The sequence below is a fragment of the Nostoc sp. genome (genome assembly GCF_036917195.1).
In the GTDB taxonomy this organism is placed as follows: Bacteria; Cyanobacteriota; Cyanobacteriia; order Cyanobacteriales; family Nostocaceae; genus Nostoc.
Genome location: NZ_JBALDG010000073.1, coordinates 124,949 through 149,177, shown reverse-complemented (window position 1 = coordinate 149,177; position 24,229 = coordinate 124,949). Strand labels below are relative to the sequence as shown.

The 24,229-nt window shown below is 42.4% G+C and carries 19 protein-coding genes and 1 pseudogene; 11 read left to right on the top strand and 9 right to left on the bottom strand.

All coding sequences use genetic code 11. From position 1 onward, the window contains the following. Positions 1 to 559: 559 nt before the first annotated feature. The gene (locus V7K40_RS24660) at positions 560 to 1,705 is read left to right on the top strand and encodes a hybrid sensor histidine kinase/response regulator (protein WP_334964397.1); all 1,146 of its coding nucleotides are present in this window, start codon (positions 560 to 562) and stop codon (positions 1,703 to 1,705) included. A 193-nt stretch (positions 1,706 to 1,898) separates the two neighbouring features. Beyond that, entirely contained in the window at positions 1,899 to 3,278 is a 1,380-nt protein-coding gene (locus V7K40_RS24655) for an aldehyde dehydrogenase (RefSeq protein WP_334964395.1), read from the top strand. A gap of 84 nt (positions 3,279 to 3,362) precedes the next feature. On the opposite strand, the gene V7K40_RS24650 is transcribed toward V7K40_RS24655, so the two are convergent. The 3 genes from V7K40_RS24650 to V7K40_RS24640 all read right to left on the bottom strand — a co-directional run bounded on the left by V7K40_RS24650 (position 3,363) and on the right by V7K40_RS24640 (position 5,119). Further along, positions 3,363 to 3,968: a sulfite oxidase-like oxidoreductase gene (locus V7K40_RS24650; protein WP_334964393.1), complete on the bottom strand. Its 606-nt coding sequence runs from the start codon at positions 3,966 to 3,968 to the stop codon at positions 3,363 to 3,365. Positions 3,969 to 4,281: 313 nt separating this feature from the next. Continuing rightward, positions 4,282 to 4,455, bottom strand: a complete 174-nt coding sequence (gene rpmF / locus V7K40_RS24645; protein WP_012407602.1) for a 50S ribosomal protein L32 — start codon at positions 4,453 to 4,455, stop codon at positions 4,282 to 4,284. A 172-nt stretch (positions 4,456 to 4,627) separates the two neighbouring features. Further along, complete coding sequence (locus tag V7K40_RS24640; RefSeq protein WP_334964391.1) at positions 4,628 to 5,119, bottom strand: hypothetical protein; 492 nt, start codon at positions 5,117 to 5,119, stop codon at positions 4,628 to 4,630. Positions 5,120 to 5,317: 198 nt separating this feature from the next. Here V7K40_RS24640 and V7K40_RS24635 point away from each other — a divergent pair, with 198 nt between their 5' ends. Further along, positions 5,318 to 7,198 carry a caspase family protein gene (locus tag V7K40_RS24635; RefSeq protein WP_334964389.1) on the top strand — a complete coding sequence of 627 codons (1,881 nt, stop codon included), beginning with the start codon at positions 5,318 to 5,320 and terminating at the stop codon, positions 7,196 to 7,198. Positions 7,199 to 7,294: 96 nt separating this feature from the next. Here V7K40_RS24635 and V7K40_RS24630 read toward each other — a convergent pair whose 3' ends face one another. Next, entirely contained in the window at positions 7,295 to 7,672 is a 378-nt protein-coding gene (locus V7K40_RS24630) for a Mo-dependent nitrogenase C-terminal domain-containing protein (RefSeq protein WP_334964387.1), read from the bottom strand. Positions 7,673 to 8,199: 527 nt separating this feature from the next. On the opposite strand from V7K40_RS24630, the gene V7K40_RS24625 reads away from it, so the two are divergent. Further along, a complete protein-coding gene (locus tag V7K40_RS24625; RefSeq protein ID WP_334964385.1) occupies positions 8,200 to 9,396 on the top strand; it encodes an anion transporter in 1,197 nt (398 codons plus the stop codon). After that, on the top strand, positions 9,392 to 9,646 hold the full coding sequence (locus tag V7K40_RS24620) for a hypothetical protein (RefSeq protein ID WP_334964621.1): 255 nt from the start codon (positions 9,392 to 9,394) through the stop codon (positions 9,644 to 9,646). Before V7K40_RS24625 ends, V7K40_RS24620 begins: the two co-directional genes overlap by 5 nt. Before the next feature lie 94 nt (positions 9,647 to 9,740). Here the strand turns inward: V7K40_RS24620 and V7K40_RS24615 are convergent, their stop codons facing one another. The 3 genes from V7K40_RS24615 to V7K40_RS24605 form a co-directional block, all read right to left on the bottom strand. Then, a complete protein-coding gene (locus V7K40_RS24615; RefSeq protein WP_334964383.1) occupies positions 9,741 to 11,513 on the bottom strand; it encodes a ribonuclease J in 1,773 nt (590 codons plus the stop codon). A 222-nt stretch (positions 11,514 to 11,735) separates the two neighbouring features. Beyond that, positions 11,736 to 12,620, bottom strand: coding sequence for a 4-hydroxy-tetrahydrodipicolinate synthase (gene dapA, locus V7K40_RS24610; RefSeq protein WP_334964381.1), 885 nt, complete (start codon positions 12,618 to 12,620; stop codon positions 11,736 to 11,738). A gap of 134 nt (positions 12,621 to 12,754) precedes the next feature. Beyond that, positions 12,755 to 13,798: an aspartate-semialdehyde dehydrogenase gene (locus V7K40_RS24605; protein ID WP_334964379.1), complete on the bottom strand. Its 1,044-nt coding sequence runs from the start codon at positions 13,796 to 13,798 to the stop codon at positions 12,755 to 12,757. An 844-nt stretch (positions 13,799 to 14,642) separates the two neighbouring features. Here V7K40_RS24605 and tig point away from each other — a divergent pair. The 4 genes from tig to V7K40_RS24585 all read left to right on the top strand — a co-directional run bounded on the left by tig (position 14,643) and on the right by V7K40_RS24585 (position 19,522). Then, the gene (gene tig, locus V7K40_RS24600) at positions 14,643 to 16,082 is read left to right on the top strand and encodes a trigger factor (RefSeq protein WP_334964377.1); all 1,440 of its coding nucleotides are present in this window, start codon (positions 14,643 to 14,645) and stop codon (positions 16,080 to 16,082) included. 337 nt (positions 16,083 to 16,419) lie between these two features. Next, complete coding sequence (gene clpP, locus V7K40_RS24595) at positions 16,420 to 17,118, top strand: ATP-dependent Clp endopeptidase proteolytic subunit ClpP (RefSeq protein WP_334964375.1); 699 nt, start codon at positions 16,420 to 16,422, stop codon at positions 17,116 to 17,118. Between the two features lie 9 nt (positions 17,119 to 17,127). Then, positions 17,128 to 18,468, top strand: a complete 1,341-nt coding sequence (gene clpX, locus V7K40_RS24590; RefSeq protein ID WP_334964373.1) for an ATP-dependent protease ATP-binding subunit ClpX — start codon at positions 17,128 to 17,130, stop codon at positions 18,466 to 18,468. A gap of 139 nt (positions 18,469 to 18,607) precedes the next feature. Next, complete coding sequence (locus V7K40_RS24585; RefSeq protein ID WP_334964371.1) at positions 18,608 to 19,522, top strand: alpha/beta hydrolase; 915 nt, start codon at positions 18,608 to 18,610, stop codon at positions 19,520 to 19,522. Positions 19,523 to 19,537: 15 nt separating this feature from the next. Here the strand turns inward: V7K40_RS24585 and V7K40_RS24580 are convergent, their stop codons facing one another. Next, a complete protein-coding gene (locus V7K40_RS24580; RefSeq protein ID WP_334964369.1) occupies positions 19,538 to 20,737 on the bottom strand; it encodes an FAD-dependent monooxygenase in 1,200 nt (399 codons plus the stop codon). 54 nt (positions 20,738 to 20,791) lie between these two features. Continuing rightward, the gene (locus tag V7K40_RS24575; protein ID WP_334964367.1) at positions 20,792 to 21,775 is read right to left on the bottom strand and encodes a GntR family transcriptional regulator; all 984 of its coding nucleotides are present in this window, start codon (positions 21,773 to 21,775) and stop codon (positions 20,792 to 20,794) included. 328 nt (positions 21,776 to 22,103) lie between these two features. On the opposite strand from V7K40_RS24575, the pseudogene V7K40_RS24570 reads away from it, so the two are divergent. Continuing rightward, a pseudogene (locus tag V7K40_RS24570) lies at positions 22,104 to 22,866 on the top strand (dienelactone hydrolase family protein). A 193-nt stretch (positions 22,867 to 23,059) separates the two neighbouring features. Then, a complete protein-coding gene (locus V7K40_RS24565) occupies positions 23,060 to 23,962 on the top strand; it encodes a S1 RNA-binding domain-containing protein (RefSeq protein WP_334964365.1) in 903 nt (300 codons plus the stop codon). Positions 23,963 to 24,229 lie beyond the last annotated feature (267 nt).

Sequence of the window (24,229 nt, the reverse complement as noted above, 5' to 3'; positions counted from 1 at the left end):
AGCTACTACTGGAAAAAATCTGGGCATGGCTGTTGACGGATAAAAGCTTCCAACGCCTTAACCATTTTCTGAAAATGCAGATTTTTGTACTCTATCTGGATTGGATTTTGCTTAAAACATCTCTAAAATCTCTGCCGGAGCTAGCAAAAGAGAACAATTCAGACACAAGTGGCTAGTTGTGAAGGAGGCAACGGTTTCCTCTATGCTCTAATTTTGAAAACAAATTGTGCAGAATGCTCAACAGAACCTATCCTAAATACGGGAAAGTTAGCTCTACCATAAGAAGTATGTTGTCCTAAGTAACTCAGAAGGCACTCTTAACTCTTGGGCGATCGCTTACGCAATTATATCTTTAGTAACTTACGAAAATCGGTACATCAAAGGCTACATAAGTCATTCCACCATCTGCTGTATCCAAAGCTAAAATTTTACCAGCCATAATTTAATAGTAAAAAAGACTTTTTAGGTAGGGAGGCTTACTGAAAAACTTGGCAGACAAATTGTTACAAATACAGCTAGTCTTACAAAAATTTCCTTTTACCCCGTACCTTGCATCTATATGACTTCACAATCTTCTCGCTCTGACAAAATTCTGGTTGTCGATGACTCTCCTGATAACGTGTTTTTGATCAAAACTATTTTAGAGGAAGAAGGTTACACGATTAGCACCGCAGAAAATGGGATTTCGGCCTTGGCTGAATTGAAAGCTTCTCCTTGTGACTTGGTTCTGCTGGATCTGATGATGCCAGGTATGGACGGCTACGAAGTCACTAAGCACATTCGTGGAGAGATGAAATTGCCACAATACATCCCCATATTGCTGATCACTGCCCATGATGCGCCTAACGTTGCCCACGGTTTAGACTTGGGTGCTGATGATTTTATCCGCAAACCTGTAACAGTAGATGAATTACTGGCACGAGTGCGATCGCTCCTGCGCTTGAAGCATAGTATGGATGAACGTGATGAAATTGCCCGCCAGCGAGAAGATTTTGTCTCCCGCCTTACCCACGACTTACGCACTCCCTTGGTGGCGGCTGATCGCATGTTGATGCTATTTCAGCAAGGAGCGTTGGGAGCATTATCATCGCAAATGCAGGAAGTAATCACCATCATGGCCCGTAGCAATATCAACCTGCTTTCTATGGTCAATACCTTATTGGAAGTTTATCGTTTTGAAGCAGGTCGCAAAACTTTGGCATTTCAATCGGTTAACTTAGTTCAGTTGCTAGAGGAGGTAAGTGGAGAATTATCACCTCTAGCTCAAGACAAAGCACTATCCATTAATCTAGACTTTACTGAGGAGTCAAGCGCAAACACAGTGATGGGCGATCGCTTAGAATTGCATCGTCTATTCACAAATCTTATCGGGAATGCGATCAAATTTACCGACTCTGGGTCTGTGACTATTCGTCTTACTTCTCAACGCCAGTTCGACAAAAGTAGCCAATCTCAATTTTCTGGTAAATCCAATTCCGTTGAATATATTAGTATTGAGATAGCGGATACTGGCCCAGGTATTCCCCCTGAAGAACAAGCCACCATATTTGAACGATTTCGCCAAGGCAGCCACAAGACTTCTGGTAGTGGCTTAGGACTATACCTTGCTCGGAGAATTGTTGAAGCACATCAAGGCATCATTCTGCTTAATTCGGAGTTAGCGAAAGGTAGTGTATTTATTGTCCTTTTACCCACAAAAGCATGAGAAAATTAGCAATTATAAATTATGAATTATCGAATTTTTACCCTGATAATTCATAATTGATAACTTTACTACTTTTTACCAATAATTTAAATTAATTATTTCAATTAGAAATCAAATACTAAAATATGATGAATCAAATATGCTGATCTAGCAGCGTTAACATTAAATAAATACTTTTTGAGAGGACAAAACAATGATTACCACTGAATTATCTAATGTTGGCAATATTATCCAGAATCAGCGAGAGTTTTTTCAAACTGGCAAAACTAAAGATGTCACTTTTCGCATTGAACAACTTAAAAATCTCAAGCAAGCAATTATTGAGCATGAACAGTCAATAGTCGAGGCATTACAAGCGGATTTACATAAACCAGAAGTGGAAAGTTACCTAGAAATCGGCGTAATTAAGGATATTGATTACGCTATAAAACATCTTCAAAACTGGAGTAAGCCCAAAAAAGCAGCGGTTTCCTGGGATTTTTTTTCCTACTCAGCCCGAATTTATCCAGAACCGTTAGGGGTTGTCTTAATTATCGGCCCTTGGAACTATCCATTTAACTTAATTATCTCACCGTTAATAGGTGCGATCGCAGCCGGGAATTGTGCAATTATCAAACCTTCAGAAATTGCTTCTCATACCTCCCATATCATCACTGAAATTTTTGCCAAACATTTTGACCCAGCTTATATTGCAGTAGTTGAAGGAGGCGTTAAAGCAAGTCAAAAACTACTGGCAGAAAAGTTTGACCATATCTTTTTTACTGGTGGCACAGCCGTCGGCAAAATCATCATGGCAGCAGCGGCCAAATATCTCACACCAGTTACTTTAGAATTGGGCGGTAAAAGTCCTTGTATCGTAGATACTGACATTAATCTTGAACACACTGTTAGACGAATTACTTGGGGCAAATTTATTAATGCTGGACAAACTTGTATTGCCCCTGACTATCTTTTAGTTGATAAAAAAATCAAAAAAGATTTAATAGATGGGATGGAAAAATGCCTAAAAGAATTTTATGGCGATAATCCTGTAACTAGTCCTGATTACGCTAGAATTATCAGTCAAAAACACTTTGATAGATTAGTTAACTTTCTCAAAGATGGGGAAGTTATCATTGGTGGAGAAAATCAACCTTCAGAGCGTTATATCGCTCCCACAGTGATTGATAATGTCTCTTTAGAAGATTCTTTAATGCAGGAAGAAATTTTTGGCCCCATTCTACCCATTATTGAATATACTGATATTGCCGAAGCGATCGCCTTGATTAACTCTAGACCTAAACCCTTGGCGTTATACTTATTTTCTCAAAACAAAAACCTGCAAAAGCGAGTTTTGCAGGAAACTTCGTCTGGTGGAGTCTGTATCAATGACACAATAATGCAGGTTGGTGTCTCGTCTTTACCATTTGGTGGGGTGGGAGATAGCGGTATTGGCAACTATCACGGCAAAGCTAGTTTTGACACCTTTTCTCATGACAAAAGTGTGTTGCAAAACTCATTCTGGCTAGATTTAAAATGGCGATATGCTCCCTATGAGGGCAAATTGCCGCTAATCAAGAAACTTCTGGGTTGAAAGTTATGAGTTATTTGAATTTTGGATTGAAGGGAAAATCTAAAATTTAAAATCTAAAATCCAAAATTGAATAACTCCTAACTATTAAAACCCAAAAGCATTGCTATAACGCTCCTCAGCCCAAGGTTCACCACGGCGATGGTAGCCATTGCGTTCCCAAAAACCAAGTTCTTCACCAGCTAAAAACTCTAAACCATTAATCCATTTAGCACTTTTCCAAGCGTAGAGGTGGGGCACAACTAGCCGCATCGGACCACCGTGTTCAGCTGGAAGGTCTTCACCAAAGACTTTAAAAGCAAAGAAGTTTTCTTCACGCATAAAATCTTCTACAGAGATATTGGTAGTGTAGCCACCGTAGCAGTGTTCCATAATGTGGGCTACTTTCGGGTCTAGCTCAATCAGACCCATGAAATCTGTCATTTTTATGCCAGTCCATTTGACATCAAGTTTGGACCAGCGCGTTACACAGTGGAAGTCTGCTGTGAATTCGTGTTGAGGTAGCGCCATAAAATCTGACCAACTAAAGGTAGCAGATTTTGCTAAACCCCAAACTCGAAACTCCCATTCCTCAATGCTGACTTGGGGAGTTGCACCGTAAGTTAATACGGGGAAACCTTTAGCTAAGTGTTGACCAGGAGGGACACGTTCCCCCTCTTCTTTCCCTGGTTTCTGAAAAAATTTTCCTAGCATAGTTGGAGAAAAATAAGTTTTCTCAAGGTATTTACAAGCTTTTTTGCTGAGTTGCCAACAGCACCAGATGTTTTACTCTTTATATGATTATTTGATTATTACTCATGAATGATCGGTAATGGGTAATGGATGTTCTCAATTACTCACTACCAACTTTTCTCGATTTAATCAGCTTGTCTTGTGTAGAGTATCTATGATCCATAATGCAATCAGGAAAGCTAAGAAAAAGCGTTTATCCAGTGGTAAGAAGCTTGATTGGTTTTATTGCCAATCAAATTTATCGGTGCTGTTCATGCTTTTCCTGACTGGGGAATTATGATTCTTCTTCCTCTTCTTCAGCAGTTGGATACACAAATGTAGAACGTCCAGTCAAAATCGACTTGCCCAGAGATAGGGCTTTCTGAGCTTCGACGACGGCTTTGTGCCTCCAGGTAGCTCGACGTTTATCTCGTTTTGATTTGGAAGTTTTCTTCTTAGGAACAGCCATGTCAGCAGATATCGCGATTCTTGACAACCTTCTTATTCTAGGCCATCCACTGACGCCAAGGACAACAGGTAAGTTGAATTGAGAGGTTGAGGGTGAAGTAGGATATAAAGACACTGGGACAGAGGGAATTCTAAGATTCACCTCTTTGCGTCTTTGTGTCTATCTCAACCCGTCATTTTTGGGTTGACACACCGCTAGCTGCTGGAACCGTATTAGAGCTATTTTCAAAGAAAAGTAATGATCGCGCAGTTTTGAAGTAAGTGGCCCAATTTTGAGCATCGGGGCGCGATCGCCATTGAGGACGACTGACTTCTAATGTCAGAACTGGTGCGATCGCGCCATAATTTTGTACGGTCACAATGATTGAAACATCTGTCACCAAGATATCTTGGTCGAAACTCCGTTGAGCAGCTGCTCTAGCGGCTGCTTCCGCTTTCCGGAGAACGGTTTCATAGTTTTCTTCCGGCAGGCGGTCAATAGCTAGATCAACTCTAGCGGTGTAAGCTCGCACAACCTGAGGTGCGATCGCTTCTGTTAAAAACCACGCAGGAACGGTAGATATGAGCAAAACTATTAAAGGAACTATCCGGATTCTTCTGGCAATTTGGCTAATAACTGAAAAGGGAGTGATCGATGATGGTAGGTGAGCAGAAATCTTGCTCATGACCTTCTATCTCCTTAGTGATGATCTGTTATTGAAATTAGGTAAAAGTATTTTCCGGTCTATTGACGTAATAAAAATTACATTTTAACTTAATATTCGATCAGAATCACCTAGACATAAAACATCGGTTAGCTTTGTTTTTTTGGCAAAGCTGACCGCAATTTTAAGACCAGCAAACAATAACTGACAAAAAGCGGGATGGCAAATTACTGGGCGATCGCGATTGGCATCAATCAATATCAGTTATTTCAACCTTTAAGTTGTGCCCAAGCAGATGCTGAGGCACTAGAGGATTTTTTGGTGACAGAGGGAGGTTTTGTCCCCAAACACTGTCTAGTCATGACAGATACTTCGCCGCCCATTGAGGATAGGTCAACTTACCCGACTAAGGAAAATATTTTGCTGCTGCTTGAGGATTTGGCAGCGACAAGTTGGCAACCAGAAGATTATTTGTGGTTATTTTTTAGCGGTTATGGGGTCAACTACAAGGGCAAAGATTACTTAATGCCAGCGGAAGGTAACCCCGAACTCGTGCAAGAAACTGGCATAGAATTGCGATCGCTAATGCAAAGTCTCCAACTTGCTGAGATGAATGTATTGTTACTGCTCGATATCAACCGCGCTTTTGGCACCCAAGCTGATGCTCCTGTTGGCGAAGAAACAATAGAACTAGCCCAAGAACTACAACTCGCTACAATTCTTTCTTGCCAACCAGAGCAATTTTCCCATGAAAGTAGCGAACTAGGTCACGGATTCTTTACAGCAGCTTTATTAGAAGCTTTGCGTTCTGGTAATGGCAGCAACTTGGCAGATTTAGAAAGCTACCTGAGTCTGCTGATGCCAAAATTATGTCAACACCACTGGCGTCCTGTCCAAAACCCTGCCACGATCATTCCATCAAGACCGCAGGTAATCTTGCCACAATTGGCAATGGAAAGCGACTTTGAAGTAAATCCGGTGATTTATCCGGAAGAATCCTTTGCTGTTGCCCTTGCGGCTCCTCCCCTCGACGATTACCCTAAAACTTCAGCAGAGCGGGGCAGATGGGGAGAAGCTACTGTAAACTCCTCCCAACAGGTGAAGGCTCACAAGGTCGAGAAGTCTAAGAGTCAACCAGTCCTGGAGTCAGCTACTAGCTTAGTTTCCCAGCCAATGCCGGAAACTTCTTTAGGAGTGAATACAAGGGGAAGATTTATCCCCAATTCGTCCAAAGGTTACGTCTCTCGATTGCCATCGAATCAGCCAAGTATTCCTTTTTGGAAACAGTTTATCTTGTGGGGCGGAGGCAGCCTGCTGGTAGCAGGTTTAATCGCCGTAGTTTTTCTCCGTAATCAAGAAACTTTTAGAATTAAGCAAATATCAAACACATCACCTAATGCTACTGCTAGCGATCGCCAGGTTATCCAGAATTTACCAAACGATCGCACTCCACCAGTTAGACTCAAAAACCAATCTAGCGCCCAAATAACTTCTAGTTCCGAGTCGAAAAAGCGAAATCAAGCAGTATTAGACTTGGCGAAAATGTCGCTCAGACAAACTCAGGCTAGCGATTTGAGCTTGGCGATCGCTACAGCCCAGAAAATTCAACCCGGTGAACCACTGTACGAGCAAGCTCAGGAGAATATTAAGATTTGGAGCCGGATGATTTTAGATTTAGCAGAGGGTCGTGCTAAACAAAGACAGTATGCTAGCGCTATTGCTGCCGCACGATTAATCACTAAAGATGAAGCCCTCTATGCCAAAGCACAAGCAGCAATCAACCTGTGGCGGCTAGAGGGTAAGCAGTATGTGACTAACAAAACTCTTTTAGATGCAGCTAATGCCTTAATTAAGTCTGAACAGGCATCTACCTACAATCGTGCGATCGAAGTTGCTAAGAAAGTACCATCAGGTCAACCAGGCTTCGATACTGCCCAAAAATCGATCAATAAATGGAGTGAGAAAATTTTAGACCTAGCAAAGCGTCGCGCTGCCGAAGGAGAACTTAATGCCGCAACTGCAACCGCTGCTTTAGTCCCAGAGGAGACAGCCGCTTACGAAGATGCTCAGGATGCCATCCAAAAATGGCAAAAAAAATAGTAGAAAAATAGTTAACAGTTAAGAGTTAGAAGTTAGGAGTTATAAGTTTTAATTCCTGACTCCTCACTCCTGACTCGTAACTTTTCCCACACTCTTTCAGCAGTACTGCGACACATCTTCGCCGCATTCGTCCGCTAGATAGCACATTGCTCGGAAACGTAAACTAACCACTTCTTCATATAAGGGATTGAGCTTGCACATGGGCGGAATGTGAAACAGGGTTTTCCCAAATAATTTCACATCTCGCTCAAATGGACACTGAGATGGAATCAGTTTGCACAAGCGGTGAGCTAGTTGGCGATCGCGGACTTGAATGCTATCTACACGCTGTCGTAGGGGTTGGAGAATATTCCAGTAAGATTTGGAAACAGAACGGTCTAGCTGGGTTACTTTATGGTCACTAGTCTCTGCTTGATTGATTGATACCCAGCTCGCCAGAAAAATCTTTTTTGTGGTATTATCAGATACCTTCATGGTTAATCCCCTTTGTTATTGAGGCTATTCATCTTTTTGATGAATATATACAACGTGGCAACGAACTTTACCGGAAAAATCGCGTTCTGACTGCGATATAATGTAATACCTGATTAGCCACTTAAGTCAGAACCTAATTTATTACTACGTCAAGTTAATCGCAAATTTCTGGGGATCGGTAGTGTAATATTACGATCTTGTTCATAACTTGATATAGTTTAGATTTTAATAAAGACATCCACCATTCGATAGGTTTTAGTGTAACATTTACACAACTTAATATAAGGTCTTTCTGCAAGTATTTTTGCTAAGTATAAATATCGGTAATACCTTAGTAGGCATCTTTCCTCTGCGTATTCCCACTTCCCGACGTCAGAGCGTCCTGTTAATTGCTGACTGGATGCCGTAGAAGTAAAGAGAAGTCTGTAGACGCGGCTGCGGCTTAAAGCCAAGTGGGTTGGCTTTCTCAGTAGATGCAGAGCGGCTAGTCATGAAACATCGGTCGTGGCAAAGTCTCGGTAAAGAAAGTGATTCTTCTCCAGTTTGCAATCTATAGCGTCTTAGGGCTAACTTATCTGGGATTAGCATTGGGCTACATTCCTGGTTTACGCATGAACCGCGCCACCATCGCTTTAGTCGGTTCTGCCTTTTTAATTGCTTTAGGTGTTCTGAATTTACAGGAGGCATGGCAGGCCATTGATGCCAATACCATCGTATTTCTCTTGAGCATGATGGTAGTTAATGCCAACCTATCCTTTGCAGGGTTTTTTAGACGAGCAATCTCAATGATATTGAGTATCACTCGCAGTCCTCTAGGTTTGTTAATTGCTTTAACTTTTGGTAGTGGTATTCTCTCCGCCTTTTTTCTCAATGACACTTTGGCGTTGATTTTTACACCCTTAACCTTGAGCCTGACTCTAGCTTTGGACTTAAATCCGATTCCTTATTTACTAGCGATCGCAGGTGCAACTAATATAGGCTCGGTAGCAACTTTGAGCGGTAATCCTCAAAATATCCTGATTGGCTCCTTTTCAGGCATTTCCTACCTAGATTTTCTGCGTGTATTGGCCCCAGTTGCCCTTGTCGGCTTGCTAATTCAGGTAATATTACTGTGGCTACTTTACCCAGATGTGCGCTCAGTCAAACCTTGCCAACAGGTAACAGTTGGCAATCAACGGATTTTTAAACCCTTATTTAAAAAAACATTAATCATCACAATTGGGCTGCTAATTGCATTTACTGTCGGCTTACCGTTAGGGGAGTCTGCTTTAGTTGCTGCTAGCTTGTTGCTAATCACTCGGCGGATTAAACCCCAACGCATTTTGCAAAAGGTCGATTGGAACCTGCTGGTAATGTTTTCTGGATTGTTTATCCTGACGCGAGTCACGCAAAAGTTGAATTTACTCCAGCCATTTACCCATGCAATCAACTCTGCTGCGAGTTTTTTGGGTGTAACTGTTGTTTTATCTAACTTAATTTCTAATGTTCCGGCTGTACTTCTGCTGCATCCCCTGGTTCCTCCAGGTGACACTAAGTATTGGCTATTGTTGGCAGCTGGATCAACTTTGGCTGGTAATTTGACTTTGTTTGGTTCAGTCGCCAACTTGATAGTTGTAGAAGCTGCTGCGGATTTAGGTTACAAGCTAACTTTTTGGGAACATCTGCGCTTTGGAGCGCCGTTAACAGTGTGTACTTTAGTTCTAGTATACCTCTGGGTTCATTAAGAGCGATCGCTCTAATTACTATGAAAAAACTTGTCAGCAGAACCATTTCAAGCTCACTGATAAATCAAAGCAGGCATTATTTAATAAATTAACTAATTTACATGCAAATCGAGAAAATAAATTTGGGAATAGAAGACTGGTAAGAAATATTTTTGAAAAAACAATCGACAAGCAGGTAAACAGACTTGTCAAATTTTCAGATGTTACCAAAGAAATGATGATAAAAATTATGCCTGAAGATATCCCTTAAGCGAATGATAAAAGACTCTATCTCACACTAAAGCGCAAAGACGTTAGAAAAACTTTACGTCTGTGCGCCTATGCGTGAGATTATCTTAAATTCCCTACGATGCTACTTGAGCAGCAGTCCGAGTGCGGCGTCTTCTCCCATCAGCAACTTTCACGGGTGGCTCATCAGGGATTTGCATCAACAAAGTCACAGATGGCTGACATTGCAATTCACGCCGGATGGAACGTTGCAATTCTCGCTCTAAAGTACCTTGCAATCCACCCCAATCTATATCTGCTGCTTCACCTTCCCCAGCAGCAAATTCTGACCAGCGCACAGTGAGGATTTCTTCAATCCGTTGTTTTACCCAGGTTTGTAGCAGCGAGCGCTCTACACTTGTCACTACACCCCGTAAGTGAATTTCTGGTTTTGCCAACAGTTTACCATTCCAATCAATGGCAGCTGCGATCGTAATAATGCCTTCTGAAGCCATGCGTTGCCGTTCTTGTAAAACTTTGGCACTTACCATACCTGAGCTAGTAGTATCCACCAATTCGATACCAGATGGCACTTTACCAGCGACGCGAATGGCATCTTCTGTCAGTTCGACAATATCACCATTCTGAATAATAATCATGTTTTCTGCGGGAATGCCCATACTCTGAGCCGTTTCTGCGTGTTTCACCAGCATCCGATGTTCGCCATGAAATGGCACAAAGAATTTGGGTCGAGTTAAGGCAATCATCAGCTTTTGTTCTTCCTGACAGCCGTGACCGGAGACGTGAATCCCTTTGTCCCGACCATAGACTACTTTCGCACCCTGAATCATCAATTTATCAATGGTGTTGACTACAGCGATCGTATTTCCAGGAATTGGGTTAGCAGAGAATACTACCGTATCTCCTTGGCGGATTTTGATGTGAGGATGTTCTTTGTTGGCAATCCGGGTCATTGCTGCCATCGATTCACCCTGAGAACCTGTAGTTAAAATTAGTACTCTCTCATCCGGCAGATTGCGGACTGCGTGCAATGGTTGCAACAGATTATCTTCACACTTGATGTAACCTAAATTGCGGGCATGAGCAATCAAGTTCAGCATCGAACGCCCCACAATCGTCACTACACGGTTTTGCTTCTTGGCGATATCCAAAATCATGTTAATGCGATGCACGCTCGAAGCAAAGGTAGTAACAAATAATCGCCCAGTGGCTTGACTAAATACTCTCTCCAGATTGGGATAAACTGAACGTTCAGAAGGTGTAAATCCTGGCACTTCTGCGTTAGTGGAATCACTTAGCAAGCAAAGAACGCCTTTTTCACCATGTTCTGCTAGCCTCTGTAAATCAAATTTTTCACCATCTACTGGAGTATGGTCAATTTTAAAATCCCCTGTGTGAATAACTACACCGAGAGGAGTATGAATGGCAACAGTGAAACTATCAGCGATGGAGTGGGTGTTACGGATATATTCCACTAAAAAGTTTTTGCCAATTCGCACCACATCACGTGGTAGAACTGTTCTAATTTCTGTGCGATCGCGCACTCCTGCTTCTTCTAATTTACCCTCTAGCATTGCCATTGCTAGTCTAGGACCATAAATCACGGGGATATCAAATTGCTTGAGATGAAAAGCAATCCCGCCAATATGGTCTTCATGACCATGAGTAACGATCATCCCTTTTATTTTGTGGCGATTTTCCCGCAGATAGGTCGTATCTGGCAAAACAATATTTACTCCATGCATCGCCTCAGTAGGAAAAGCCAATCCTGCATCTAACAGGACAATTTCATCGTCATACTCAAAAAGACAGGTATTTTTCCCAATTTCATGCAGACCGCCCAAAGGAATAATTTTCAAGGCGGAATTATTAGCTTCGTTTTTAGCCATTTTCTCCTTAGATTGTTACTTGTGGTTAATTAAGTTGATAGTTAACTTTTCTTGTATTTAAGACAACATCATTTGTCTGTTAAGTTAGTCCCAAAGCAATCAAGTTTTAATTGAAATCTTCAATTTCTTATTCAATAAAATTGATTTAAATTGTAACTTATGATCATTGTTTATATGTATCTTTAGAAAGCAGCAGATTACCAGCGCTTAACCAAATGGTCGCTAGATTAAACTAAGTTCTTTCAGAACCGCTTCTAACTTTTGACTTACTTCTAAGTCAGCTTCACATAGCGGAGGACGAGTTGAACCAACCTCCCAACCTTGAAGTTTTAGTGCTTTTTTCACTGGAATAGGATTTGAAGTAAGAAATAGAGCTTTAAACAACGGGAAGAGTTGGAGATGAATTTCGCTGGCTACCTCTATTTTACCCGCACTAAAAGCTTGGATCATCTGCTGTAGTTGGTTTCCTACCAAATGAGAAGCCACACTTACTACACCCTTTGCCCCGATCGCTAACAAGGGCAAAGTCATGTAATCATCACCAGAGTAGATGTGGAATTCTTTTGGTGTTAAGCGACGAATTTCGCTTGCCTGATCTATGCTACCAGTAGATTCTTTAATCCCGACAATATTGTTAACCTTAGCTAACCGGGCAACTGTTTCTGGCTGAAGGTTTTGTCCGGTACGACCTGGAACATTGTATAACAACAATGGTAGATCGGGACAGGCTTGTGCTATTGCCTGAAAGTGCGCTTCCAATCCCGCTTGTGGCGGTTTGTTGTAATAAGGAACAACTTGTAAGGAACCATGTACTCCTATTTTAGACGCTTTTTGGGTAGCAGCGATCGCTTCTTTGGTGGAATTTGAACCACAACCTGCGATCACTTTGGCTTTTCCTGCCACGGACTGCAACACCTCGACAAACAACTGGTATTCCTCATCCCAACTTAGAGTAGGAGATTCTCCTGTTGTGCCGCACATCACCAATGTATCTGTACCGTTGTTAGCTAGATGTACTGCCAGTTCTGCTGCTACATCATAATTTACACTACCATCTGCTTTAAACGGCGTAATCATAGCAGTTAAAACATTGCCAAAATCTCCCACCCTGTTTTCACTCCTGATTACCCATGTGTTTTGTATCTTGGTGGTTTTCTATTGTAATAACTTACCTGCATATTGCTTTCAACAGTGATTCACACATTTGCTCTTTGTCATTATTTTTTTATTTTTATTAATTACTAACTTGAAACGTAAGCCTTAGCTGGTTTTAGGAGATTTTTTTCTACCAACAATTCGGCGATTTGTACTGCATTCAATGCTGCACCTTTGCGGATTTGGTCGCCACACAACCATAATTCCAAGCCACACGGATGAGAAATATCCTGACGAATTCTTCCCACTAAAATTTCATCTCGACCAGTTGCTTCAATTGGCATCGGAAAATGATTAGTTTCCCAATCTTCTACCAATTTCACTCCAGGGGAGCAATTTAAAATTTCTCTGGCTTCCTCTGCACTAAAGGGAGTCTCAAATTCTAAATTAATGGCTTCTGAATGGGCCCGGAGTACGGGAACCCGTATACAGGTTGCAGTGATTCTGATTTGCTGCGTACCAAATATTTTTCGGGTTTCGTTGACCATTTTCATCTCTTCCTCACAGTAACCCAAATCGTTTAATGGTGAGTTATGGGGGAATAAATTAAATGCCAGTGGGTAAGGCAATACCTCAGCAACTGGTGGCTGTCCTTGTAGTATAGCGCTTGTTTGGGTTTTGACTTCTGCCATTGCTCGAGCACCAGCACCACTAGCAGATTGGTAGGTTGAGGCTACTATGCGTTGCACTGGTTTAACTTTATGCAATGGCCATACTGCCAAAGTCATTAAAATTGTTGTACAGTTGGGGTTGGCAATAATGCCTTGGTGATTAGCTGCTGCTAGTGGATTAACCTCTGGTACTACTAAGGGAACTTCCGGGTTCATCCGAAAGGCACTGGAGTTATCAATTACTACTGCGCCCTTTTCGATAGCAATTGCTGCCCAAGTTTTGGATGTGGAACCACCTGCACTAGCCAATACTATATCCACATTTTCAAAGGCGCGATCACGAACTTCCTCTACTGGTATATTTTCCCCTTTAAACCGCAGCGATCGCCCAACACTCCGCTCTGATGCCAATAACTTCAAGTCAGCAATCGGAAAATTACGGCTTTCTAATAATTCCAGCAACTCTGTGCCAACAGCACCAGTTGCTCCCAAAATAGCTAAACGATAGGATTTAGACAAACTCACTTCCTCCTTTAAGAGGTTTATTTGCAATTTCTTGGAACAATTGAAAATTTACTTATATTTAAATGGCGAGCGCAATTAATCTTAAAATACATTTTGAATAGATTTAGATTTTTTTCTCATTTAGTCGATCTCTATAGACCTAATACATTTATTTTCTTGGCTATTTAATAAGTTAAGTGATGTTGCATTTTACAACAATGGCTATCCAATTTTTACATTTTATTTAAAAAATATACATATATTATTATATAATAAACCGCCATTTAGTAGAAAAATGGAGATGTCTGCACTTAGACCTTTAATACGCATCCCACCAGTAATGCTAACAAATGTCTTGGTTGTAAAGTTGCTTACCAAGAGGATGAATATACTAAGATCGAAATGCATAAAATCAGCACAGCATAAAACTGAGCTATGCAGCTAGGTAACAGATGCGCTCTCGTACTACAACTTAATAATAGCTAGACTTAATACTATAACTTTTACTTGGGAATACTAACCACTCGCTCAGAACCAGGATATCACAGCATTAGTCTGCTAAATAATTAATTCCTAAGTTCAGAGTGACTGGAAACTGGGGACTGGGGACTGGAGAAGAGTTTTCCAATGTCCAATGCCCCGATTAACTAATTGTTATGAAGGTAAAATGTCAAGTCCTTGGTCATTGGCAGTAAACTGGATCTTTGCCCTAGGACAAATATCCATCGTTGGATGTCATAAAGCCTTGTGGCAACATCCCATTACCCCTAAGAGACATCAAGCCATAAACGCAAACAATTATTTTATTGCGTCTTGTGTGTACTCCGAGTTTAAAATATCAGCAAACTAGAGACGAAGCATGAAAGTTACCCAGGAAAGACTCCCCGCTAGCCAAATTGGTCTGGAAATAGAGATTACGCCGGAAATTACCAAGCAAACTTACGAACAGGTGATTAAAAACTTAGCGAGTACTGCCAATATTCCTGGGTTTCGTAAAGGCAAAGTGCCTCGACCGATATTGCTACAACGGTTGGGTACAACTCGAATCAAGGTAGCAGCGCTGGAAGAACTAATTCAAGATGGCATTGAGCAAGCAGTCAAACAAGAAGCTATCCCGGCAATAGGTCAGCCACAATTGCGCTCCTCCTTTGAGGATTTGATTAAGAATTATGAACCTGGAAAACCCCTGACGATTTCGGCTGCTGTCGATGTAGAACCAGAAGTGAATCTAGTGCAGTACACTGATTTGCTTTTCCAAGCTGAAGAAGTCAAGTACGATCCAGAACGAGTGGACAATAGCCTCAACAAGGAACGTGAAGAATTGGCGACATTGATTCCTGTGGAAGGACGTGCAGCCCAAATCGGCGATATTGCCGTAGTCGATTTTAAAGGTGTATTCACCAAAGCTGAGGGCGAAGACGAAACAGCCGAACCAGAAGTGATTCCCGGAGCCGAAGCAACTGATTTTCAAGTTGAATTGCAGGAAGATAAGTTTATTCCAGGTTTTATTTCTGGAATAGTGGGGATGAATCCTGAAGAAACCAGAGAAATTGCGGCGCAGTTCCCAGATCCATATGCTAATGAAGATTTAGCTGGAAAAGCGGCAACTTTCACAGTAACGCTCAAAGAACTGAAGGAAAAAGAGCTACCAGAATTAAATGACAACTTAGCCCAGGAAATCAGTGATTTTGAAACCTTAGAGGAGTTACGTGCTTCCTTAGTAGAGCAATATCAAAAAGAGGCGGACGATAAAACACAAACAAATAAGCAGGAAGCCTTGTTAACGGAACTGCTTAAGCACGTAGAAGTTGACTTACCAGCAACATTGATTGAGCAAGAAGTGGATGCAATGCTAACCCAAACAGCAATCCGCCTGTCTCAGCAGGGATTAGATGTGAAGAAGTTGTTTACTCAAGATATTATTGTTCAGTTGCGGGAGCGATCGCGCACTGAGGCAATTGAACGCATCAAACGCTCGTTGTCCTTGCGAGAAATCGGTAAACGCGAATCTATCGAGGTAACACCAGAAGAAATTGCATCCAGAGTCACAGAACTTTTGGAACAGTACCCGGAGGAACAAGACGTTGATGAAGATAAACTGCGCTCAATCGTGCAAAACGAACTATTAACCGGAAAAATCATCGATTGGCTCTTAGAACACTCCTCAGTTGAACTTGTACCCGAAGGCTCCTTGAGTCCCACAGAGGAAACGGAAGCCACAGAAGAATTAGATGCTGATGCTGATGCACCTCAGACAGAGGAAGAAAGCAGCGATTCCATAGAAGTCACGGAAGGATAATATAAAAATTCCACAGCCATGAGTTCACCAGTTCTGAGTTAAAGTACTGGTGAAATGGGTAAAGTAAGGGAGATGAGGGAGCAGGAGGAGATGAAAGACCACTGCCTTTTAACTCTTGGCTCCTCAAAACTCAGCGATCAAGTCGGAATAATTAAATAATTAATGAATTTTCGGCAAATAGTGACACATGTTACTGCCTAAGCTTGATACTGTGTTACACGAGAAGAAATTATATGAGGCATAATGGTTAACACGTAGCTTATAAAAATTCCATTCGTCGAAAAGGCAGCACATGCTGCAGAAACATTTGTCCTAAATTATCGTCAAATTTGATTGTATGCTTGGATCGCAATCGGGAAATTACCCCATCAGCAACTTAAGTCGAATAAAGATTAACTCCCAGTTGAGCAGCCCTAGCAACATCGTGCCGATGGTGGTAGAACAATCTGGGATGGGAGAAAGGGCTTTCGACATCTACTCCCGCCTACTGCGAGAGCGGATTATCTTTTTGGGAACGCCAATAGACGATGCTATTGCCAACTCAATTGTGGCTCAGTTGTTATTCCTAGACGCCGAAGACTCAGAAAAGGATATCCAACTATATGTTAATTCTCCTGGTGGCTCGGTCTACGCAGGCATGGCAATCTATGATACAATACAACAAATTCGCCCTGATGTTGTTACCATTTGTTTTGGATTAGCCGCGAGCATGGGGGCATTTTTGTTGACAGCAGGGGCTGCCGGGAAGCGAATGTCTCTGCCCGACTCCCGGATTATGATTCACCAACCACTTGGTGGCGCTCAAGGTCAAGCGATTGACATTGAAATTCAAGCCAGAGAAATTCTTTATATTAAGGCTAAGTTGAATCAGTTAATGGCTCATCATACTGGTCAACCCTTAGAAAGAATCGAAGCAGATACGGAGCGCGACTTTTTCATGTCGGCAGAAGAGGCGAAGAACTACGGTTTGATTGATCAGGTCATTTCCAGGCAAAATCTTCCCACAGCAGGGGAAAACGTCACCATTGTGAAATAAGAGGCTGGTATGTCTAAGTACGACTCCCATTTGAAGTGTTCATTTTGTGGCAAGTCTCAAGAGCAGGTGCGTAAATTAATCGCGGGGCCGGGAGTCTACATCTGCGATGAATGCGTTGACTTGTGTAATGAAATACTAGACGAGGAGTTACTCGATACAAATGGTGCGGCAGCACAACCAGCACCAAGAGCAGAACCACCTCAAAAACGGCGTACCCGATCTTCTAGTATTTCGTTTAATCAAATACCCAAGCCAAGAGAGATTAAAAAGTATCTAGACGAACACGTCATTGGTCAAGACGAAGCGAAGAAAGTGCTGTCAGTAGCCGTTTACAATCACTACAAGCGACTGGCGGTTATTCAGTCTAAAACTAGTGGCAAACCTGGGGCGGATGATGCTGTAGAACTGCAAAAGTCCAACATTTTGTTAATCGGCCCGACTGGTTGCGGCAAAACTCTCTTAGCGCAAACCCTAGCGAAAATCCTGGATGTACCGTTTGCCGTCGCCGATGCTACGACGCTGACGGAAGCGGGGTATGTAGGAGAAGATGTGGAAAATATCTTGCTGCGACTGTTGCAGGTGGCAGATTTGGATATAGAAGAAGCACAGCGGGGAATTATTTACATTGATGAAATTGATAAAATTGCTCGCAAGAGCGAGAACCCATCAATTACCCGCGATGTTTCTGGCGAAGGCGTACAGCAAGCCTTACTGAAAATGTTAGAGGGAACGATCGCCAATGTACCACCCCAAGGAGGGCGCAAGCATCCCTATCAAGACTGTATCCAGATTGATACAAGTAATATTTTGTTCGTCTGTGGTGGTGCCTTCGTAGGTTTGGAAAAGGTTGTAGATCAGAGAGTTGGCAAAAAAGCAATCGGCTTTGTGCAACCTGGAGAAGGCCAATCTAAGGAAAAACGGGCAGCAGATACTCTCCGCCATCTAGCACCAGATGATTTAGTAAAATTTGGCATGATTCCCGAATTTATTGGGCGCGTGCCAATGGTAGCAGTAGTAGATCCACTAGATGAAGAAGCGCTGATGGCGATTCTCACCCAACCACGTAGCGCCTTAGTGAAGCAGTACCAAAAGCTGCTGAAGATGGATAATGTCCAGTTAGATTTTAAACCAGATGCTTTGCGAGCGATCGCTCAAGAAGCCTACCGCCGTAAAACTGGTGCTAGAGCGCTGCGGGGCATTGTCGAAGAACTGATGCTGGATGTAATGTACGAATTACCGTCGCGTAAGGATGTAACTCGCTGCACAGTAACACGGGAGATGGTCGAGAAGCGATCAACTGCCGAACTGATAATACATCCATCTTCACTACCGAAACCAGAATCAGCGTAAATCAATGCTGTTAGCTGATAAGCTATGGTTTAGCCCGTAAAGTTAGGAGTGAAGAGTGGAGAATGAGTAATTGACTCAAAACTCCGAATTCAAAATTAAAAACTCCTAACTCCTAACTCTTAACTTTTAACTCTCAAAAATGCCTTATATTAATGTTCGTGGCGTTGAGCATTACTACGAATGGGTGAAAAAATCATCTGGTTCTTTGGTAAAACCAGTGATGATTTTCATGCACGGTTGGGCTGGTTCGGCTAGATATTGGCAAAATACCGCGAATGCTTTATCGGAGCAATTTGATTGTTTACTCTACGATATGCGGGGATTTGGCCGTTCTGGTGGGAAGCCAACTATAGTCCAAGCAAGTGAAGCTGTTGCTGAGTCCCCTCAGGAAGAATCACAGGCAATCAGAGAGTTAACCTATGAATTAGAGGAATACGCTGATGATTTGGCAGCTTTGTTAGATGGGTTGCATCTTCAGCGTGTTTATATCAATGCTCACTCAATGGGCGCGTCTGTTGCTACTTTATTTTTTAACCGCTACCCCCAAAGAGTGGAACGAGGAATTTTAACCTGTAGCGGCGTTTTTGAGTACGACGAAAAATCCTTTAGTGCTTTTCATAAATTCGGTGGCTATGTAGTTAAATTCCGTCCCAAGTGGTTAAGCAAAATTCCATTTGTTGACCAGATGTTTATGGCCAGATTTCTGCATACTTCCATACCAAATTCTGAGCGTCAAGCTTTTTTGCAAGATTTTCTCGAAGCAGATTACGATGCGGCTTTAGGGACAATTTTTACTTCAGTCAGTAAGGCTCAATCTGAAGTGATGCCGCAAGAGTTTGCCAAGCTGACAGTGCCGACTCTGCTTGTGGCGGGGGAATATGACAAAATTATTCCAGCCGAGATGGGGCGTCAAGCAGCTGCATTAAGTGACAAAGTGGAATTTGTGATGATTCCTAACACAGCGCATTTCCCAATGTTGGAAGATGCGCCAACTTATTTGAGACGGGTACAAGAGTTTTTGCAAATTAATACCGCACAACCACAAGTCGGATAAATGATAGGGGTTTTTTTAGACAGTTAAGTGTACCTGTGTGATGCCTTGACGCATTTTATATTGTCGCTTTAACCAAGACTTTTTAATTGTTTTACGGAGCAAGGGAGTAAGTTGAATCAACAGCGAACGCAGCAGTGCATTTTTTCGCAGTAGTTCACCTTGTTTAGCTTCTTCTAACTGGAGTTGCTGGGCGCGGATAATTTCTGGCTCACGTTCTGCTTGGATGTGCGATAGTGCCATATCAATATCCTGGTGTCCAGTTTCTTTGTGCAACAGTGGCACAAGATGATTAGCAGCGACAATCACATCACGGAGTGCGAGATTAATTCCTTGAACACGGACAGGGGACATTGGGTGTGCAGCGTCACCCAGAAGCAGTACCCCTGGTGCGTGCCATTGTGGACAATAACCAACCACAACAGAAAGCCGAATGGGAGATTCGATGGTTTCTGCATGATTACGGAAATGCTCTGCTAGCCATGAGGGTGATAGTGAGGCAAAAATCTCTGCCCAGTTGGCTTGCTTGGAGTCAGTGTTTTCGGTTGCGGACATCACCCAAGCCAGATGCAGTTTTCCTGACTCTGCTCCGTGAAAGATGGTAAATACACGATCGCCATTTACAATAGTACGAAATACATTATTGGCTGCAAACTCAGGACTGGCGGCAAGTTTAAACCAGAGAATATCAATATTTTTGGGCTGGCGTACCAATTCCAATCCTATACGTTGTCGCACAAGAGAATTTCGACCATCTGCCCCAATCACTAAGTCAGCAGTTAGTTCTCTCCCATCGCTTAGTACTACACCTGCGACACGTTGATTACTCCAACGTAAATCTTTGACTGGAATACCCTGGATAAATTCAAACCGATCATTGGTTTGAGCTTCAGAAATCAGTGCATTGAGTAATGGTGGTTGTGAAACCAGTGTACAGGGTCGGGTTGCTCCCATTGGTTCATCAACTCGAAACAACTGCTTATCCCCCAGAATGAATTCCCATGCGTCGAGTTGTCGATGGGGAATATGCTCCAACAACGCCGATAAACCCATTTGTTCTAGTGCATCTAAGCCACTAGGCATTAATCCTTCGCCGCGAAAAACACGATGAAAGTCTCTTGCTGCTTCAATCAACGTTACAGCAATACCACGTTTTACAAGGAGCAGGGCAAGTGTTACACCTGTTGGACCTGCGCCCACAATCACAATCTGCACCATCTCATCCCTCGTATATTAGTTGCTCTCAAAGATGCTGGTCGAATTATCTTAAGATTAACCTAAACCCAGTTCTCGTTTTAGCAAGTTAATCGAGTTTGTCCCAATATAATTTTCAACCTTAATCAGCTTCGGTGGACGAATAATATCTTCATCAAATGCTTGCACAGCTGCTTGCACTGCCGCAAAACTGGCTTGATCACTTATTATTACCTCAGCCCGCTTAACCATTGCCTGAAGTTTATAAGCATCTTTTGGTTGCGAAGTCATCACCAGTAGTTCATCCCCACGTAGACCGTGCAGGATGACTTCTGCTGCTCGTGCAATCCCGGAACTGAGGCTAACTATGCCTACACAGTTTTGTTTTGGCAGGGTTTTCAATAAGTTGAGTTCTTTGGTGTAGTCGTAGATATCCAAAGGAATCACCCGTGCAGCTTTAGGAGCAGCGATCGCTTCCACATTACTAATAAAATACCGACTTGTGACAACTGTCGCAGAGGTAGTTTTATCTAACGCAACTGTTAATTCTTCCATTGCTACCAACTGGACTGGTATTTTCAAAGCTCGCTCTAATTCATACACCATCAACTCACCAGCACCCATGTCATAAGATGGAACTGCAACCAGTACCCGCGCACTACAACGCAAGCGCCAGTCAATTTCCGCTAAAAATAGCTCTCTAGCTTGATTGAGTGAACATCCTTGAGAGAGCAGATCGTCAAGTGCTTGCTGGACAACTTGATATGCATCAGGATGTTGTTTAAGAATTGGTGATTGCAGCCTGCTACCGCCCTCATGACCTTGAGCACGAACATAAATTCCCGAACCAGCCATACTTTCAACAAATCCGTCTTCCTCCAGTTGACGGTAAACTTTGCTGATAGTATTACGGTGTAACCCAGTTTGCATTGCCAGCGCCCGTGTACTTGGTAATTTGTAAGCAGGTGGATACTGCCGAGAAGCGATCGCAAACCGGATTTGATTAAACAGCTGGGTTGATGCAGGAATTTCGCTGTCTGACTGAATACGGAATTGAATCATCACCAAACCTCCTGAATACTAAGTGCTGTTAGCGAATAGCTATGGTTTAGCCCATGCTGTTAGCGGATAGCTATGGTTTAGCCCATGCTGAGTGCTGAGTGTTGCTTTCCTACTCAGGACTCAGCCCTTTTAACTCAGCACTCCTTTAGTGACCAGATGCATTTGCTACATGTCAAATATTTTATTTACATATGAAGTTTTTCTAGGAGAAATTTCTAATGCGCTCATTATTAGTAATTGATAATTTAATTACAAAAAACTTAGTCATACTGGCATAGTTATATCAAATAAACACACGGCTAATCACATAGCACTAGTAAAAATTATTATGACAGAGCAAGCAATAATTACCACAACGGTTAATCTTTTGCAAGATAAAATTCAAGTGGCTGCAAATCTTGCAGAGCCAAAAGAATCTGGATTTTACCCAGGAATTGTGGTATTGCAGGAGATTTTTGGTGTCAATGTTCACATTCGGGATGTTACAGAACGGATTGCGAAACTTGGGTATGTAGCGATGTCTACGACGGGCTACGCCTAGGCACCTGCACTTTTTCAACGGACTGCTCCTGGCTTGGAAACCGGATACACACCCGAAGATATATGAAACGGGCAGAGGCTACGCCATGCAAACTCAAGCATCGGAGTTATTGAGCGATATTCAGCTAGCAATTGACTATCTCAAAAGCCTACCCTAAGTGAAAAAAGATGGCTTTGGCTGTATTGGCTTCTGCTTTGGAGGTCATGTCGCATATCTTGCAGCCACCTTACGAGATATTAAAGCTACGGCTTCCTTCTACGGTGCTGGAATTACCACCCGCACACCAGGGGGTGGCGCTCCCACTATTACTCGCACCAGAGAAATTCCAGGTACTCTCTATGCCTTCTTTGGCACAGAAGATACTAGCATCCCATCCCAACAAGTAGATGAGATTGAAGCAGAGTTAGAAAAATATAAAATTCCTCATCGTCTGTTTCGCTACGATGGAGCTGATCACGGATTTTTCTGTGACCTTCGTGCCAGTTATAATCCTAAAGCTGCTGCTGATGCTTGGGAGCAAGTGAAACAACTCTTTAGTCAACTGAACTGAAGTCTATACAGCCAAGTTCGTTTTTTGTCATTTGTCATTGGTCATTAGTAACAACCAAAGACAAATAGAGAAGTCTAAGCGCTGGATAAAGGTGATGGCTTTGCCAACGCAAAGGACAAACAGAACTTTGAGGACAAATGACAATCTAAACTCCAGTGGAACCATATCAAATAACAATTAATCTTCAAAAGTCATGAATTCCGAATCGAAACTTTCTCAAACAGCCAATTCGTCGTTTACGATGGACGATTTTGCCAAAGCACTAGAAAAACACGACTACCAGTTTCAAAAAGGACAGGTTGTACATGGCAAAGTGTTCCAACTTGACCATGATGGAGCTTATGTCGATATTGGTGGCAAGTCGTCAGCTTTTCTGCCGCGCGATGAGGCTTCTTTGAGAGCAGTGACCGATTTATCAGAGGTGCTGCCATTGCAAGAGGAAATGCAGTTTTTGATTATTCGAGATCAGGATGCAGAAGGTCAAGTCACCCTTTCTCGAAAGCAGTTGGAAATTCAGCACATCTGGGAACGACTGGCCGAAATGCAGGAAAATGCCCAGACTGTGCAAGTACGGGTTATAGGTGTAAATAAAGGTGGTGTCACCGTCGATATTCTCTCTTTGCGGGGATTTATTCCGCGATCGCACCTGGCAGAGCGTGATAATTTAGAAGCACTCAAAGGTCAAAATCTGACTGTGGGCTTTTTGGAAATTAATAAAAACACCAACAAACTCATCCTTTCTCAGCGTTTAGCAACTCGTTCTAGCAACTTCAGCTTATTAGAACTAGGTCAACTGGTGGAAGGTAAGGTTACTGGCATCAAACCTTTTGGTGTGTTTGTCGATTTAAATGGTATGGGGGCTTTGCTTCATATCAAGCAGGTAAGCCAAAAATTCATTGATTCTTTAGACAAGGTATTTCAAGTTGGTCAGCCAATTAAAGCTGTAATTATTGACTTGGATGAGGGTAAAGGGCGGGTTGCTCTTTCTACCAGAGTTTTGGAAAACTTCCCTGGCGAAGTGCTAGAAAATTTCGATGAGGTGATGGCTTCAGCTGAGGCGCGTGTTAATAGGGCTAATAACAAAGCTGCTGAATAGTTATTGAAGTGAGCTGTTTGCACAAAGCGTTTAAATCCCATGTGAAACAATTTTAAATTTTGAATTTTGAATTTTGAATTTTGAATTGTTAACACTCCCCCTGCATTTACAAAGATGTGGGGGAATTTTAAATTGGGAAAACTTTTCCCAGACTTCTTTCTAGACTCTGACTGGAAATGTGGGTAATAGAAGAATTTCAGTCAGCTTCAGATGACTTTCGCTATCAGCCGCAGAATTTATTCTGAGGCAAACGTGTGGGTAATAGCA

Coding starts and splice junctions, on each gene's coding strand:
- clpX (WP_334964373.1), top strand. CDS start 17,128: ATGTCTAAGTACGACTCCCATTTGAAGTGTTCATTTTGTGGCAAGTCT.
- V7K40_RS24575 (WP_334964367.1), bottom strand. CDS start 21,775: ATGATTCAATTCCGTATTCAGTCAGACAGCGAAATTCCTGCATCAACC.
- V7K40_RS24660 (WP_334964397.1), top strand. CDS start 560: ATGACTTCACAATCTTCTCGCTCTGACAAAATTCTGGTTGTCGATGAC.
- V7K40_RS24640 (WP_334964391.1), bottom strand. CDS start 5,119: ATGAGCAAGATTTCTGCTCACCTACCATCATCGATCACTCCCTTTTCA.
- V7K40_RS24630 (WP_334964387.1), bottom strand. CDS start 7,672: ATGAAGGTATCTGATAATACCACAAAAAAGATTTTTCTGGCGAGCTGG.
- V7K40_RS24580 (WP_334964369.1), bottom strand. CDS start 20,737: ATGGTGCAGATTGTGATTGTGGGCGCAGGTCCAACAGGTGTAACACTT.
- V7K40_RS24635 (WP_334964389.1), top strand. CDS start 5,318: ATGGCAAATTACTGGGCGATCGCGATTGGCATCAATCAATATCAGTTA.
- V7K40_RS24655 (WP_334964395.1), top strand. CDS start 1,899: ATGATTACCACTGAATTATCTAATGTTGGCAATATTATCCAGAATCAG.
- V7K40_RS24585 (WP_334964371.1), top strand. CDS start 18,608: ATGCCTTATATTAATGTTCGTGGCGTTGAGCATTACTACGAATGGGTG.
- V7K40_RS24565 (WP_334964365.1), top strand. CDS start 23,060: ATGAATTCCGAATCGAAACTTTCTCAAACAGCCAATTCGTCGTTTACG.
- V7K40_RS24615 (WP_334964383.1), bottom strand. CDS start 11,513: ATGGCTAAAAACGAAGCTAATAATTCCGCCTTGAAAATTATTCCTTTG.
- V7K40_RS24650 (WP_334964393.1), bottom strand. CDS start 3,968: ATGCTAGGAAAATTTTTTCAGAAACCAGGGAAAGAAGAGGGGGAACGT.
- clpP (WP_334964375.1), top strand. CDS start 16,420: ATGCTTGGATCGCAATCGGGAAATTACCCCATCAGCAACTTAAGTCGA.
- rpmF (WP_012407602.1), bottom strand. CDS start 4,455: ATGGCTGTTCCTAAGAAGAAAACTTCCAAATCAAAACGAGATAAACGT.
- tig (WP_334964377.1), top strand. CDS start 14,643: ATGAAAGTTACCCAGGAAAGACTCCCCGCTAGCCAAATTGGTCTGGAA.